Consider the following 13,304-nt stretch of genomic DNA (forward strand, 5'->3'; position numbering starts at 1 on the left):
TCACGAATGCACGCTCTACAAGCCAAGATCCTCGACCCTCGCATTGGCAGCGAATTCCCGCTTCCCGCTTACGCCACTTCTGGCTCGGCCGGCCTGGACCTGCGCGCCATGCTGAAAGAAGACACCCTGCTCGAACCGGGTCAGACCCTCCTGATTCCTACCGGGCTGTCGATATACATCGCAGACCCTGGTCTGGCTGCGCTGATTCTGCCGCGCTCGGGCCTGGGGCATAAACACGGCATCGTGCTGGGCAACCTGGTGGGCCTGATCGACTCCGATTATCAAGGCGAGCTAATGGTCTCCTGCTGGAACCGTGGCCAGACCGCTTTCAAGATCTCCATCGGCGAGCGTCTGGCTCAGCTTGTACTGGTGCCGGTGGTGCAGGCGCACTTTGAAATCGTCGAAGAGTTCGACGAGAGTCAGCGCGGCGCTGGCGGATTCGGTCACTCCGGCAGTCAGTGATCCGGTCACAAACACTCACTTTGGCTAGCGCATCGCTTGTGGCCTGACGGGCTTTGAGGGGTGCGAAAACAACAAGAACGCGTCAGGACGACCCAGCAGGGAGAGTTAGTTTGAAAGGCATCAAACGCACAGCCAAAGCGACCCCCGTTCCGGAAACAAATGCCCCGGCCGGCAAAGACGCCAATCTGAGCCTGGCAAGTCCCGGCCTCATTCCTTCGCTCATCGGCCTGGTCGCGGCAATGGTGCTGGTGTGGCTTGCCATCCAAAGCCAGCCGCAGCAACAGGAGCAGCTTGTTCAGGCGTGGGGCACCGCGCAGGCCGGGGCCGTCAACAAGGCACTCCGCCAGATCAACGCCGACACCCAGGCCGCTGCAATGGACGCCGCGCTGAACCAGGCCCTGTTGAGCAACAATCCGTCGCTGATCGAAAGCGCGCAGAATCAGCTGCGTTACCGCGACGGCGTGGTAGGCGCACGGCTCAACCCTGTGGGATTCAACAGCGTAGACACCCAAAGCGCGCTGCCGATCAGCTTCGCCACGCTGGACATGCTGGCCAAGGCCGGCAAGGGTGAAACGCCTGCGCCCGAAGCGCGCAAGGTCGGCGACACATGGCTGATCTACAGCGCCGCGCCCCTGCGCACGGCGACAGATGCGCCGATCACCGGCACCCTGCTGCTGGCGTTCAACCCGCAGCGCCTGATCAACGCACTGCCCGAGACTCCTGTCGATGCGGGGCAGGTGGTGCTCGTTCAGCAGTTTGGTAACGCCACCGCGCAGAATTTTCTCACGCGCGGGGAAGACGACGGCAGCCGTCCACAAGAATTTTCCACCGGCTACCCCAACTGGAAACTGACCTTTGCGGCCGGCCCCGCGCTGCAAGGCTCGACGCCCTGGCTGATGCTGCTGCTCGCTTTGCTGGTTGCCGCCGGCGCAATGCTGTTGGGGTTGTATCTGAACGAGAGTGCGCTCAAGCGCCGGGTCGCTGCCGACGCGCGACAGCTTGAGCAATTGCTGCAAGAACTCTCCGGAGGCAAGGCCGTCAAGGCGTTCAGCTTGAGCCTGCCCGCGTTGAATGGGCTCGCTCAGAGCATGGCGCGGTTCTCGCTGCGCAATAATCCAACGGCAGCCGGGCCGACAGCACAGGGTCAGCCAGCCGGGACACCGTCGCACGGCGCCGCACCGCTCCTTCCGGTTGTGTCGGAGGATGACCACCTGACCGACCCGCTGTTCCAGGACACCGATATCCTCGACCTCGACCTGATCGATGACCACCCCGACTCCCCGCAGTCCGAACCATCCCGCGTCATGAGCAGCACCGCCTCCATCGCCCCGCCATTTCCCGAGACGATTTTCCGCGCCTACGACATTCGCGGCATCGTCGGCGATACGCTGAACGCCGAGACCGCCTACTGGATCGGCCGCGCCGTCGGTGCGGAAAGTCTCGCGCAGGGCGAGCCGCACGTTTCGGTAGGCCGCGACGGTCGACTTTCGGGGCCTGAGCTGGTCGCGGACTTGATCAAGGGGCTGCATGACAGTGGCTGCCACGTCAGCGACATCGGTCTGGTGCCCACGCCGGCGCTGTACTACGCCACCCACGTACTGGCGGGGAAAACCGGCGTCATGTTGACGGGCAGCCACAACCCGAAGGATTACAACGGCTTCAAGATCGTCATTGCCGGCGATACGCTGGCAGACGAGCAGATTCAGGCACTGCACGAACGCATCAAGGCCAACGACCTGCCGTCCGCCAAGGGCAGCATCATCAAGGTCAATATCCTCGACCGTTACGCCAGCGAGATCATTGGCGATGTGGTGCTCGCGCGGCGGATGAAAGTAGTGGTGGATTGCGGCAACGGTGCAGGTGGCGTTATCGCCCCGCAATTGATCGAAGCGCTGAATTGCGAAGTCATCCCGCTGTATTGCGATGTCGACGGCAATTTCCCCAACCATCACCCTGATCCGGGCAAGCCGGAGAACCTTCAGGACCTGATCGCCAAGGTCCGTGAAACCGGCGCTGATCTGGGACTGGCCTTCGACGGTGATGCCGATCGTGTCGGTGTCGTCACCAATACCGGCACCATCATCTACCCTGACCGCCTGCTGATGCTGTTTGCCCGAGATGTGGTCAAGCGCAATCCCGGCGCCGATGTGATTTTCGACGTCAAATGCACGCGTCGCCTGATACCGTTGATCCACGAATACGGCGGTCGCCCGGTTATGTGGAAGACGGGGCATTCGCTGATCAAGAAGAAGATGAAGGAAAGCGGCGCATTGTTGGCAGGCGAGATGAGCGGACACATCTTCTTCAAGGAGCGCTGGTTCGGTTTCGACGACGGCATCTACAGCGCAGCGCGTCTGCTGGAAATCCTCAGTCAGGAAAAACTCAGCGCCGAGGAGCTTTTCCAGACCTTTCCAAACGATCTGTCCACGCCCGAGATCAACATCAAAGTCACCGAGACCCGCAAGTTCAGCATCATGGAAGCGCTGGAGCGCGACGCCCAATGGGGCAACGCCAACCTCACCAGCATCGATGGTGTGCGGGTCGATTATCCGAAAGGCTGGGGCCTGGTTCGCGCTTCCAATACCACGCCCATGCTGGTATTACGCTTCGAGGCCGAAACCGAGCTCGAGCTGCAGCGGATCAAGGACGTCTTCCATACCCAGTTGAAACACGTAGCACCGGATCTAGAACTTCCTTTTTGACCCAATTTTGAGTGGAGCCCAAATGACCCTCGAACATGATGCCGCAGCCAATGCCGCCAAGGTCCTCTCCGAAGCGTTGCCCTACATCCGACGTTTTGTTGGCAAGACGCTTGTCATCAAATACGGCGGCAACGCCATGGAGAGCGACGAGCTGAAAACCGGCTTCGCCCGCGACATCGTGCTGATGAAGGCGGTGGGTATCAACCCGGTCGTGGTTCACGGCGGTGGTCCTCAGATTGGCGACCTGCTCAAGCGCCTGTCCATCGAAAGCCATTTCATCGACGGCATGCGCGTGACCGACGCCGAAACCATGGACGTGGTGGAAATGGTGCTGGGCGGCCAGGTCAACAAGGACATCGTCAACCTGATCAACCGCCACGGTGGCAGCGCCATCGGCCTGACCGGTAAGGACGCGCAGCTGATTCGTGCGAAGAAGATGAACGTCACGCGCCAGACCCCGGACATGCTCAAGCCGGAAATCATCGATATCGGCCATGTGGGTGAAGTCGTCGGCATCAACACCGACCTGCTGAACATGCTGGTGAAGGGCGATTTCATTCCGGTGATCGCGCCGATTGGCGTAGGCGCGGATGGCGAGTCCTACAACATCAACGCCGATCTGGTCGCAGGCAAAGTCGCTGAAGCCCTGAAGGCCGAAAAGCTGATGCTGCTGACCAACATCGCCGGCCTGATGGACAAGGAAGGCAAGGTGCTGACCGGCCTGACCACCGAGCAGGTCAATGGCCTGATCGCCGACGGGACTATCTACGGCGGGATGCTCCCAAAGATCCGGTGCGCACTGGAAGCGGTTCAGGGCGGCGTGAACACCTCGCACATCATCGACGGCCGTGTGCCGAATGCCGTGCTGCTGGAGATCTTCACCGATACCGGCGTTGGCACCTTGATCAGCAATCGCAAGCGTCACTGATTGCCGCTGTAAAAAGCCCCGCCCGGCTCACTGCCGGTCGGGGCTTTTTTACGGCCAGGTTTTAGTGGCACCCACACAGGCTTCAGACTTATCCCACCGGCAAAAGCGCCATCTGATGACAGTCACACCCTCAGGAACTGAACACCGTAGGTCTCGCTCATTATTTCGAGACCTTTTATGTCCACGCTGCAGCGCAATACCCCGCTACCCGTTCAACCAGAACCCTCATTGGAACTCCTTTTGCCCGGCGAGCAGCCGCATGTAGAGCTGGCGCCCCCGACAGATCTGTTGGAGCCCTACGTCAGCGCACAGTCGCTGACCGGGCACGTCGTGCTTGAGGACGTCGCGCCCTTCAGCGGCGTTTACAACATCGACGGCCTGCTGTTCATCGAACTCGACGGCCGCACGTACGAAGTGGAATTCGATACCGACAACTTCCGCTTCAACCTTGTGGCACCTCGGGCGCCTGATCACGGGATAGGTGAAAGCGCCGAGGCGCCAGCGAACCGGGAGCAGGTTCTACGCGGCTGGCATCCGACCTACCTCGCCGGCAGCCAGAGATGGTTGCTTTTACCCGCCACCTCACGCGTGAGTAGCACCGTAGAGCCTGCCCGACTCATGACGTTGCCTCACCAGGTCGACGCTTTGTTGACGACCGGGGATCTGGTCAGAATCAACGACACGGTCGGACGTTTCCTGCTGCAAAGCGAGCCACAGCCGGATGTCACCCAAGGTACGCAAACGCTACTGTCGCTCCTCGCGGCCCCTCACTTGGCGGCCTTGAACCCGAGCGCCAACGCTGCCAGGCCAACGCAGCAATCCCTGAGCATCGTCCTCGACTCGATGCTCAGCTCTGCGCCGGCCGAGACGCTCGCCGGTCAACTGCTCAAAGCGCTGGAATGGTACGGCGGCGAGGATGGTGAGGTCACCGCCCCGGTCATTCGCCAGCAACTGGTGTGGGCGGCGCTCATGCTGGAGCTCAATCCCCCCGAGGACCGAAGGCCAGAACACGTTGCGGGTTGTGATCTGGAGGGGCCGCAGAATTGGGGCCTGACCTACCGGCAGCGTCAGACACGGCTGCTCAACGCGCTCGCAGCAAAGACCGCCACGCCTGAGCTGGCGCTGTACATCCTTTCGCCTGCCATTCCTGACTTCGTGGTGGAGGGCATCGATGAAGACCTGCGATACGGCACGGCGGCGTGGGTGAATTTCGTTCATGGCGTATCACTTGGCAACACGCTTGCTCCAGCGTTGACATCGACGCTCACGTTCGAGGAACTGATTCAGTTGCCCATGAACTTGAGCAAGGAGGCGACCTACGAAGAGCTGACCCTGATTGCCACCACCCGCGCATTTCCCAGCCTGACGTGGGCGACCGCCAATGGACTATCGCGCAGTGAGGGCACTAACGACTTTTCGCTGTCGGAGATGGACGCGGCAGCGGCCGCCCTGGACGGTTACATCGCCAATGCGTTGGAGGCGGCCGAGGGAATGACCCGTGAGGTGCCTGATCGCGTTCGACTAGCGATGGGAAAGCTTCGCGACATTTTTGGCGCCGAGGCCGACGACATCAAAAAAATGCTCATGTATCCCGCCGCCTTCAGCAGGAGACTTGAACATTTATTGCGCAGTGACCCCTCAAGCGACGCTTCTCGTTTTTACTTGCTGGACGTTTTTTCAGCGGGAGAAATGGTGAACGGGACCGATACGTTCAAACCTGTCACGGCCCACCAAGCGCCAGTCAGAGGAGGGTTTGACAGGATCTCGACCCCGCTTATTGGCATCGATATTCCGAGGATGTTTGAAGCGCAATACCGGTTCTATGAAGCGCGAGCAAAAGCCGCCTACGCATTTATCATCGAGGAGCTGCTGGCGCAGTTGCCCGCCGAGGATCGAAGAGCGCTTCACTGCGGGAGGGTGAAGATTCATACGGTGCGCACATCCACGGGTAAGCTCGCAGGCTTCGAAGTGCCACAAGACAGAGAACGTAAGCGGGGTCGGTACGGTTTTATCCTCGAATGTGCGGACCGGGAAAACACTTTTTACTACGAGCTTTTCCCTCTCGCGGGCGTTGCCGTACGTCATACCCATTTGGCAATTCCTACCCGGCGCGCGCATCCCTTTCCCTCAGCACTGCCCTCAGCGCTGGAAATCGTGTCCGGAAGTGCCGTGGGTATCGACTGGGACGCCTACGCCAACCTCGCCAAGCCACAACCTGGCAAAACCTCAGTGGTCATCAGCGAAATGGTCGCCGAGCTCGCCCCGCTCGCCTCCCTGCCCGACGATGCAGGTATTGCCCTGACATCGGCACGCCTGAAGGACATTTCGTTCGAGGTAGCGACAACCCACCTGTTTTTTTACTCCCATGACGCCTACCTCTATCACCGCCATCAGACAGCATCGGAAGAGGTGGCCAGCAACTACCCTCCAGTCTTGCGCAGTCTGGAGCTGTTCGTTCCAGGACTCGCCTGCATCAATGCGATTGCGACGGATGAGTCACCCGCCGTCACCTGTACGCTGGACGCGCTCACTTTCGGCATCCCGGCATTGAGGCTTTTACGAGGTGCAATCAGACTGGCATTCAATGCGGGCAAGCTGAGTGTTATGCGGGCCCTGCCGACATTCGCGCAGCTGATGCCCGCCGTATTCCTGAGCTCTGCTCATGTGTATCGAGCGACACGCGCTTCCAGCACTTTCATGCCGGGGGCCATCGGCAAGCTGCTCGCTTCAAAGGCGTTCAATATGAACGCCTTTCATGCCCTGGCTCGTCGAATGCACGGCATCGCCAGGTCAACAGCAGGCATAAGCCAGGGCCTGCGCCACGTCTCTGGCATCCCCACCATCACAACGCCCACGCAATGGCACGGCACGAGCACCGTGGATGTCCTCGCCAAAGTCGGGGACATTGAAAATGTGCCTGTGCGCAGAATCTCCAACGCTGTGTCTCGCACGCAGGGCGCCTATTACCTGATTACCTCGGGGTGCGCATATGGCCCACGGCTGATCGCGCGGCGAGCCATGGGGAATTCACTGCGACGCATCAACGGCAGGACGGGCTATCCCCTGTCTGGCAGAGGCGCGATGAAAAGCCCCATCGCGGGACCCGATAGCGGCACGCTGGGCCCTGCGATCGATGCCGCTGCTGATCTGGCAGACGTGATGAAGGTCAATGGCATCAGTGCAACGCCAGAGCAGCTCACTGCCATCAGAGAAGCTATCGAGGACGGAACGCCGCTGTTTATCTACGAAACCGCCAACGGCAGCAAAGGCATCGCGCTCCATGATGTGTACGACGGGGTATATCTGGACGCCCTCACCAACTCGCGGGTGAGCGTTTTCAGGTTTTATAACCATGCCACCCTGAAAACATGGCGTGTAGATCCTGCACTTCAGGCTAATGTCATGCAGGTCGCCCCACAGCGCCTGAATCCCGGTCGAGGAGAGTTGATTCAGAAGCGGCTGGACGACATCAAGTCAGGCATTACCGAGGGGCAATACCTGCCGCCTATCCACGTCGGGGAGCTGGCAAACGGCGCTTATCCGGTGGTCAACGGCAATCATCGGCTTGCCGCTGCGCTCGACATGCAGCTTGAGACTGTCCCGGTGCTGATCGTCTGATCCGAAGCGAGGGCGCGCGGGCTAGCGGCCCAAAAGCTTCTGCAACCGCGCACGATCTTGCGCGAACTCGGTTTCGGCCTGGGTTCGCGCAGCCTGATAGCGCAGGATGTCGACTTTCAGGTTCTGCTGCTGATCGCGCAGGTCGTCCATCTGATCGAGCAGCGTCTTGGGCACAGGATGCCCTGCCCGCTCCTGATCAGCCGCCTGCGTCTGGAGTGCGCCCTGCTGCGTGACGAGGTTCTGAATGTTGCCTTGAGCCACGACGATCAGGCCGTCGAGTTCAGCGAGCCGACGATTATTCGCCCGGTCGACGTCTTCGACGCTGGTGTACAGCCGCAGCAGATGCGCATCGGCGTCGGATTGCAGCTTGGCGGCCTGGGCATCGCGCAGTTCATCGGCCGAAGGTGCAGGCGGTATCGTCTGCACCACGCGACCGCGCTGATTCAGCACTTCATAACCCTTGCCGACGTACTCCGGGGGCACGCCTTGGCGATCAAGCACGGTCACGCCGCGACTGTCGACGTAGCGATACAGCACGATGCCCGGGGCGTCGTCCGCTTGAACACTCGCGATGCAACCCAAACCCAGCGACAGACAAAAACCCAACGTGCCCAGCTTGAGCATAAACCGCATCCTTTTGGAGGCTCAGATTCCGTATTGAGCCCGGTAAGCCTCGACGGCAGGCAAGTGCTGCTTGAGCTGCGGATCGTCGGCCAGGAATTCCAGCACCTGATTCAACGAAACGATGCTCACCACCGGAATGCCGAAATCACGCTCGACTTCCTGGATGGCAGACAGCTCGCCATTGCCGCGCTCCTGGCGGTTCAACGCGATCAGCACGCCGGCAGCGTTCGCGCCCTGGGCCTGAATGATCTGCATGACTTCGCGAATCGCGGTGCCTGCAGTTATTACGTCATCGATGATCAGCACATTGCCGGTCAACGGCGCGCCCACCAGGCTGCCGCCTTCGCCATGGGCCTTGGCCTCTTTGCGGTTGAAGCACCAGGGAAGATCGAGGTTGTGATGGTCGGCCAGCGCCACGGCAGTCGCCGCTGCAAGGGGAATACCCTTGTAGGCCGGGCCGAACAGAACATCGAAGGAGATACCGCTTTCAACAACGGCAGCAGCGTAGAACTTACCCAGTTGGGCGAGGGCCGAACCACTGTTGAAAAGACCGGCATTGAAGAAGTAAGGACTGGTGCGCCCAGACTTCAATGTGAACTCACCGAAGCGCAAAACTCCGCGATCGATGGCAAAACGAATGAAATCGCGTTGATACGCCTGCATGAAAAAAGCCCCGAATACCACGGATTTAGCTAATTAGGTAGAGCTCGGGTATCATACACGCACGTGATTTTTGGGGCCATTTATGCGGATCATCAGTGTGAACGTTAATGGTATTCAGGCTGCAGTCGAGCGTGGTTTGCTCAGTTGGCTGCAAGCCCAGAATGCCGACGTCATCTGCCTTCAGGACACCCGCGCCTCCGCCTTTGAACTGGACGACCCAGCCTTCCAACTGGACGGCTACTTCCTATATGCCTGCGAAGCCGAAGTGCCTGCCCAGGGCGGCGTGGCGCTTTACTCGCGGCTGCAGCCGAAGGCAGTTATCAACGGTCTTGGTTTCGAGACGGCTGACCGTTACGGGCGTTACCTGCAGGCAGATTTCGACAAAGTCAGTATCGCTACCTTGCTGCTTCCTTCCGGGATGAACGGCGATGAAGACTTGAATCAGAAATTCAAGCTCATGGACGATTTCGGCAAGTACCTCGACAAGCAGCGGCGCAAACGTCGCGAGTACATTTACTGTGGCTCGCTGTACGTGGCGCAACAGAAGCTGGACATCAAGAACTGGCGCGACAGCCAGCAATCTCCGGGCTTCCTGGCACCAGAGCGTGCATGGATGGACGAGATCGTTGGCAACATGGGTTATGTCGATGCCCTGCGTGAAGTCAGCCGCGAAGGTGATCAATACAGCTGGTGGCCGGATAACGAACAGGCCGAGATGCTCAACCTGGGCTGGCGCTTCGATTACCAGCTGCTGACCCCGGGCCTGCGTCGTTTCGTACGCAGTGCACGTCTTCCACGCCAGCCACGCTTCTCGCAACACGCGCCGCTGATTGTGGATTACGACTGGACGCTCACCATCTGACGTTCAGTTGCTCAAAAAAAAGCCGACGTGAAGTCGGCTTTTGTTTGTCCGCAGATCAGGCATTTGCCGATCTCCGTGAAGTCTTACTTGATCAACCGCCAAGTAAACGGATAGCGGTAGGCGACGCCGTCATTGACCTTGACGCCCGCGATGATCGTCAGCACCAGCGCGCCGACGCCCACCAGCATCAACAGCGGAAAGCCGATAATCACCACCATCAGCAAAAAACAGATCATCGCGGCGATGGCGACAGTGATCTGAAAATTGAGGGCTTCCTTGCCCTGAGCATCAATGTACGGGTCGACTTCTTTCTTGAGCTGCCAGACGATCAGCGGCCCGAGCAAATTGCCGAACGGGAAGATCAGGCCGAAGAACGCCGCGAAGTGGCACAGCATTGCCCACTGACGGACTTCTTTACTCGGCGCTGGCAACGGCGACTGACTCTCGATCATCATGCTTTCCCTATTTTGATGTGGTGCTCTGACGTGGTGTTCTAACGTAGAAACCGATCAGTCGGCCAGTGCCGCCTGCTGCAGTTCGAAGATTTCGTTCATGCCTTTTTGAGCCAGTGCCAGCATCGCGTTCAAATCTTCAGGCTGGAACGGCGCACCCTCGGCAGTGCCCTGCACTTCGATGAAACCGCCCGCGCTGGTCATGACCACGTTGAGGTCGGTCTCGGCGGCGGAGTCTTCAAGATAATCCAGGTCCAGGACCGGCTCGCCCTGATACATGCCCACCGATACGGCCGCGATCATCTGCTTCAGCGGATCGCCACCCTTGAGGCCGCCACGCTTTTTGATCGATTTGAGTGCATCGATCAGCGCGACCATGGAGCCGGTGATCGACGCAGTGCGTGTCCCGCCGTCTGCCTGGATCACGTCGCAGTCGACATACAAGGTGATTTCACCCAGCTTGGACATGTCCAGTGCCGCACGCAGCGAGCGGCCAATCAGGCGCTGGATTTCGAGGGTACGGCCGCCCTGCTTGCCACGGCTGGCTTCGCGCTGGTTACGCTCGCCCGTTGCGCGAGGCAGCATGCCGTACTCAGCCGTCAACCAGCCCTGGCCCTGCCCCTTGAGAAAACGCGGAACGCCGTTTTCAACGCTGACGGTGCAGATCACCTTGGTATCACCGAACTCGACCAGCACAGAACCCTCGGCGTGCTTGGTGTAGTTGCGGGTGATGCGGATCGGGCGAAGCTGATCGGCAGCGCGACCACTTGGACGTTTCATCTGGGATACCTGTACTGGGAGACGGAAAACTGGTCTGCATTATAGAGGTGCAGGCACGGCTTGGGACATCTAATGACACATCGCTCACAACGAACGCTGCTGAAGGGCACTGCCGGACAGCAGGGTCACGACGCCGCGCATCGCTTGCGACAATGCCACATTTGGGCGCACACCCTGCACTGAGCTACAATCCTGCGCCTTTATAGCCAGTCGTTTCCCCACGACACTTTGCCGGGGATTTATGTCGGACCGGCTATCCGCAAACGCCTGAATTTATAGAGGTACTTCCCATGGTGCACAGCATGACGGCTTTTGCCCGCGCTGAACGAGCCGGCCCCCAAGGCACGCTGAGCTGGGAAATGCGCTCGGTCAATCACCGTTACCTCGAACCCCATTTGCGCCTGCCGGAATCCTTCCGTGACCTCGAAGGCGCTGTACGTGAAGCGCTGCGCCAGGGCCTTTCCCGGGGCAAAATCGAATGCACCTTGCGTTTTACTGAAGAAACCGCAGGCAAACCGCTGCAGGTTGATCGCGAGCGCGCAGGGCAACTAGTCGCGGCTGCGGAGATCGTTGCCAGCCTGATCAAACAACCTGCTGCGCTGAACCCGCTTGAAGTGCTGGCCTGGCCTGGCGTGCTGGTGGCCGACGCTGCCGATCCGCAAGCGCTCAACAATGATGCCCTGGCCTTGTTCAACGAAGCCCTTGAAGAACTCAAGGCCGGGCGCGCCCGCGAAGGCGCCGATCTGGCCAGGCTTCTCGACGAACGGCTTACCGCGATCAAGACTGAAGTCGCGACCTTGCGTACGCTCGTGCCGCAGATGCTCGCCGCCCAGCGCCAGAAGGTGCTCGATCGCTTTACCGACATGAAGGCCGAGCTCGATCCGCAGCGTCTGGAACAGGAAATGGTCCTGCTGGCGCAAAAAAGCGACGTCGCCGAAGAACTCGACCGCCTGAGCACGCACGTCACCGAGGTTCGCCGCGTGCTCAAAGCCGGCGGACAAGCCGGGCGCCGGCTGGATTTTCTGATGCAAGAGCTCAACCGCGAAGCCAACACACTGGGCTCCAAAGCCTTTGATCCTCGAAGTACGCAAGCTGCCGTCAACCTCAAAGTGTTGATCGAACAGATGCGCGAACAAGTGCAGAACATTGAGTAAGGCCACCTCCAACATGACCCACAGCACCGGCACCCTGTACATCATTTCCGCCCCATCGGGCGCGGGCAAGACCAGTCTGGTCAACGCCCTGATCAACGCTCAGCCGCAGATTCGCGTGTCGGTGTCCCACACCACCCGGGCCATGCGTCCGGGCGAAGTGGACGGCGTGAACTACCACTTCGTCGACCGCGCCGAATTCGTACGCATGATCGAGCACGGCGACTTTCTCGAGCAGGCTGAAGTCTTCGGCAACATGTACGGGACCTCACAAAGCCGTTTACAGCAGACGCTGGACGAAGGTCATGACCTGATTCTGGAGATCGACTGGCAAGGTGCGGAGCAGGTTCGCAAACTGATGCCCCACGCCCGCTCGATCTTCATTCTGCCGCCGACCCAGCAGGCGCTGCGCCAGCGTTTGACCAACCGGGGCCAGGACAGCGACGAGATCATCGAGGGCCGCATGCGCGAGGCGGTCAGCGAGATGAGTCACTACGCCGAATACGATTACATTGTGATCAACGACGATTTCGCCACGGCGCTCGAAGACCTGAAAGCCATCTTCCGCGCCAATTTGCTGAGCCAGGAGCACCAACAGCAGCGTCATAGTCAGCTGTTGTCGCAACTGTTGGCCTGATCGGTTTTTGCCCGGCAAAACCGGGCTATTGAAATCAGCGCTTCCCTAAACGCTGGTGATTTTTTAGACTGTCGAGTCCGCTCGCCCATTCGGGCACCGCGCATATCGCATTTGCTACGAGGAATACCCATGGCCCGCGTGACCGTTGAAGACTGCCTGGAACATGTAGATAACCGTTTTGAGCTGGTCATGCTCGCCACCAAGCGCTCGCGTCAACTGGCGACCGGTGGCAAAGAGCCAAAGCTGGCATGGGAAAACGACAAGCCTACCGTGGTGGCCCTGCGTGAAATCGCTGCAGGCCTGATGGATTACGCTGTTATCGCAGAAGCCGAAATCGTTGAAGATGAACCACTGTTCGCCGCATTCGAGGACGAGTCCAGCGAGGCCGTTTAAGCCTATGCCTGGTCGACGTAGCAAGGCGCAGG

General features: G+C 59.8%; 12 protein-coding genes. 8 read left to right on the forward strand and 4 right to left on the reverse strand.

From position 1 onward, the window contains the following. Positions 1-6: 6 nt before the first annotated feature. From dut to QWI20_RS08100, 4 genes are all read left to right on the forward strand, one after another. Positions 7-462: a dUTP diphosphatase gene (gene dut, locus QWI20_RS08085; RefSeq protein WP_369305013.1), complete on the forward strand. Its 456-nt coding sequence runs from the start codon at positions 7-9 to the stop codon at positions 460-462. A gap of 1,304 nt (positions 463-1,766) precedes the next feature. Next, positions 1,767-3,164 carry a phosphomannomutase/phosphoglucomutase gene (locus QWI20_RS08090; protein WP_369305157.1) on the forward strand — a complete coding sequence of 466 codons (1,398 nt, stop codon included), beginning with the start codon at positions 1,767-1,769 and terminating at the stop codon, positions 3,162-3,164. A gap of 22 nt (positions 3,165-3,186) precedes the next feature. Next, positions 3,187-4,092 carry an acetylglutamate kinase gene (gene argB, locus QWI20_RS08095; RefSeq protein WP_192171456.1) on the forward strand — a complete coding sequence of 302 codons (906 nt, stop codon included), beginning with the start codon at positions 3,187-3,189 and terminating at the stop codon, positions 4,090-4,092. A gap of 177 nt (positions 4,093-4,269) precedes the next feature. After that, positions 4,270-7,710, forward strand: a complete 3,441-nt coding sequence (locus QWI20_RS08100; protein ID WP_369305014.1) for a ParB N-terminal domain-containing protein — start codon at positions 4,270-4,272, stop codon at positions 7,708-7,710. A 21-nt stretch (positions 7,711-7,731) separates the two neighbouring features. Here QWI20_RS08100 and QWI20_RS08105 read toward each other — a convergent pair whose 3' ends face one another. Both QWI20_RS08105 and pyrE read right to left on the reverse strand, forming a co-directional pair. Further along, positions 7,732-8,334 carry a DUF4124 domain-containing protein gene (locus QWI20_RS08105; protein WP_369305016.1) on the reverse strand — a complete coding sequence of 201 codons (603 nt, stop codon included), beginning with the start codon at positions 8,332-8,334 and terminating at the stop codon, positions 7,732-7,734. A 21-nt stretch (positions 8,335-8,355) separates the two neighbouring features. Continuing rightward, entirely contained in the window at positions 8,356-8,997 is a 642-nt protein-coding gene (gene pyrE, locus QWI20_RS08110; RefSeq protein WP_093466265.1) for an orotate phosphoribosyltransferase, read from the reverse strand. A gap of 82 nt (positions 8,998-9,079) precedes the next feature. On the opposite strand from pyrE, the gene QWI20_RS08115 reads away from it, so the two are divergent. After that, positions 9,080-9,859 carry an exodeoxyribonuclease III gene (locus tag QWI20_RS08115; RefSeq protein WP_065988229.1) on the forward strand — a complete coding sequence of 260 codons (780 nt, stop codon included), beginning with the start codon at positions 9,080-9,082 and terminating at the stop codon, positions 9,857-9,859. Between the two features lie 83 nt (positions 9,860-9,942). Here QWI20_RS08115 and QWI20_RS08120 read toward each other — a convergent pair whose 3' ends face one another. Continuing rightward, positions 9,943-10,311 carry a DUF4870 domain-containing protein gene (locus QWI20_RS08120; protein ID WP_369305017.1) on the reverse strand — a complete coding sequence of 123 codons (369 nt, stop codon included), beginning with the start codon at positions 10,309-10,311 and terminating at the stop codon, positions 9,943-9,945. A 57-nt stretch (positions 10,312-10,368) separates the two neighbouring features. After that, positions 10,369-11,091 carry a ribonuclease PH gene (gene rph, locus QWI20_RS08125; protein WP_369305018.1) on the reverse strand — a complete coding sequence of 241 codons (723 nt, stop codon included), beginning with the start codon at positions 11,089-11,091 and terminating at the stop codon, positions 10,369-10,371. Between the two features lie 290 nt (positions 11,092-11,381). On the opposite strand from rph, the gene QWI20_RS08130 reads away from it, so the two are divergent. The 3 genes from QWI20_RS08130 to rpoZ all read left to right on the forward strand — a co-directional run bounded on the left by QWI20_RS08130 (position 11,382) and on the right by rpoZ (position 13,272). After that, entirely contained in the window at positions 11,382-12,245 is an 864-nt protein-coding gene (locus tag QWI20_RS08130; RefSeq protein WP_369305019.1) for a YicC/YloC family endoribonuclease, read from the forward strand. A 13-nt stretch (positions 12,246-12,258) separates the two neighbouring features. Beyond that, positions 12,259-12,879 (forward strand): guanylate kinase, encoded by a 621-nt coding sequence (gmk, locus tag QWI20_RS08135; protein ID WP_192171487.1) that lies wholly within the window; start codon positions 12,259-12,261, stop codon positions 12,877-12,879. A 129-nt stretch (positions 12,880-13,008) separates the two neighbouring features. Then, the gene (rpoZ, locus tag QWI20_RS08140) at positions 13,009-13,272 is read left to right on the forward strand and encodes a DNA-directed RNA polymerase subunit omega (protein ID WP_025257879.1); all 264 of its coding nucleotides are present in this window, start codon (positions 13,009-13,011) and stop codon (positions 13,270-13,272) included. The last annotated feature ends 32 nt before the right edge of the window (positions 13,273-13,304 follow it).

Origin of the sequence: Pseudomonas sp. W2-17 (genome assembly GCF_041060445.1) — a bacterium.
Classification (GTDB): domain Bacteria; phylum Pseudomonadota; class Gammaproteobacteria; order Pseudomonadales; family Pseudomonadaceae; genus Aquipseudomonas.

What these genes read in the sequence shown, in the direction of transcription:
- QWI20_RS08105 (WP_369305016.1), bottom strand. Translation starts at nt 8,334, where the DNA reads ATGCTCAAGCTGGGCACGTTGGGTTTTTGTCTGTCGCTGGGTTTGGGT.
- dut (WP_369305013.1), top strand. Translation starts at nt 7, where the DNA reads ATGCACGCTCTACAAGCCAAGATCCTCGACCCTCGCATTGGCAGCGAA.
- QWI20_RS08120 (WP_369305017.1), bottom strand. Translation starts at nt 10,311, where the DNA reads ATGATCGAGAGTCAGTCGCCGTTGCCAGCGCCGAGTAAAGAAGTCCGT.
- QWI20_RS08100 (WP_369305014.1), top strand. Translation starts at nt 4,270, where the DNA reads ATGTCCACGCTGCAGCGCAATACCCCGCTACCCGTTCAACCAGAACCC.
- rph (WP_369305018.1), bottom strand. Translation starts at nt 11,091, where the DNA reads ATGAAACGTCCAAGTGGTCGCGCTGCCGATCAGCTTCGCCCGATCCGC.
- gmk (WP_192171487.1), top strand. Translation starts at nt 12,259, where the DNA reads ATGACCCACAGCACCGGCACCCTGTACATCATTTCCGCCCCATCGGGC.
- QWI20_RS08090 (WP_369305157.1), top strand. Translation starts at nt 1,767, where the DNA reads ATGAGCAGCACCGCCTCCATCGCCCCGCCATTTCCCGAGACGATTTTC.
- QWI20_RS08130 (WP_369305019.1), top strand. Translation starts at nt 11,382, where the DNA reads ATGGTGCACAGCATGACGGCTTTTGCCCGCGCTGAACGAGCCGGCCCC.
- pyrE (WP_093466265.1), bottom strand. Translation starts at nt 8,997, where the DNA reads ATGCAGGCGTATCAACGCGATTTCATTCGTTTTGCCATCGATCGCGGA.
- QWI20_RS08115 (WP_065988229.1), top strand. Translation starts at nt 9,080, where the DNA reads ATGCGGATCATCAGTGTGAACGTTAATGGTATTCAGGCTGCAGTCGAG.
- argB (WP_192171456.1), top strand. Translation starts at nt 3,187, where the DNA reads ATGACCCTCGAACATGATGCCGCAGCCAATGCCGCCAAGGTCCTCTCC.
- rpoZ (WP_025257879.1), top strand. Translation starts at nt 13,009, where the DNA reads ATGGCCCGCGTGACCGTTGAAGACTGCCTGGAACATGTAGATAACCGT.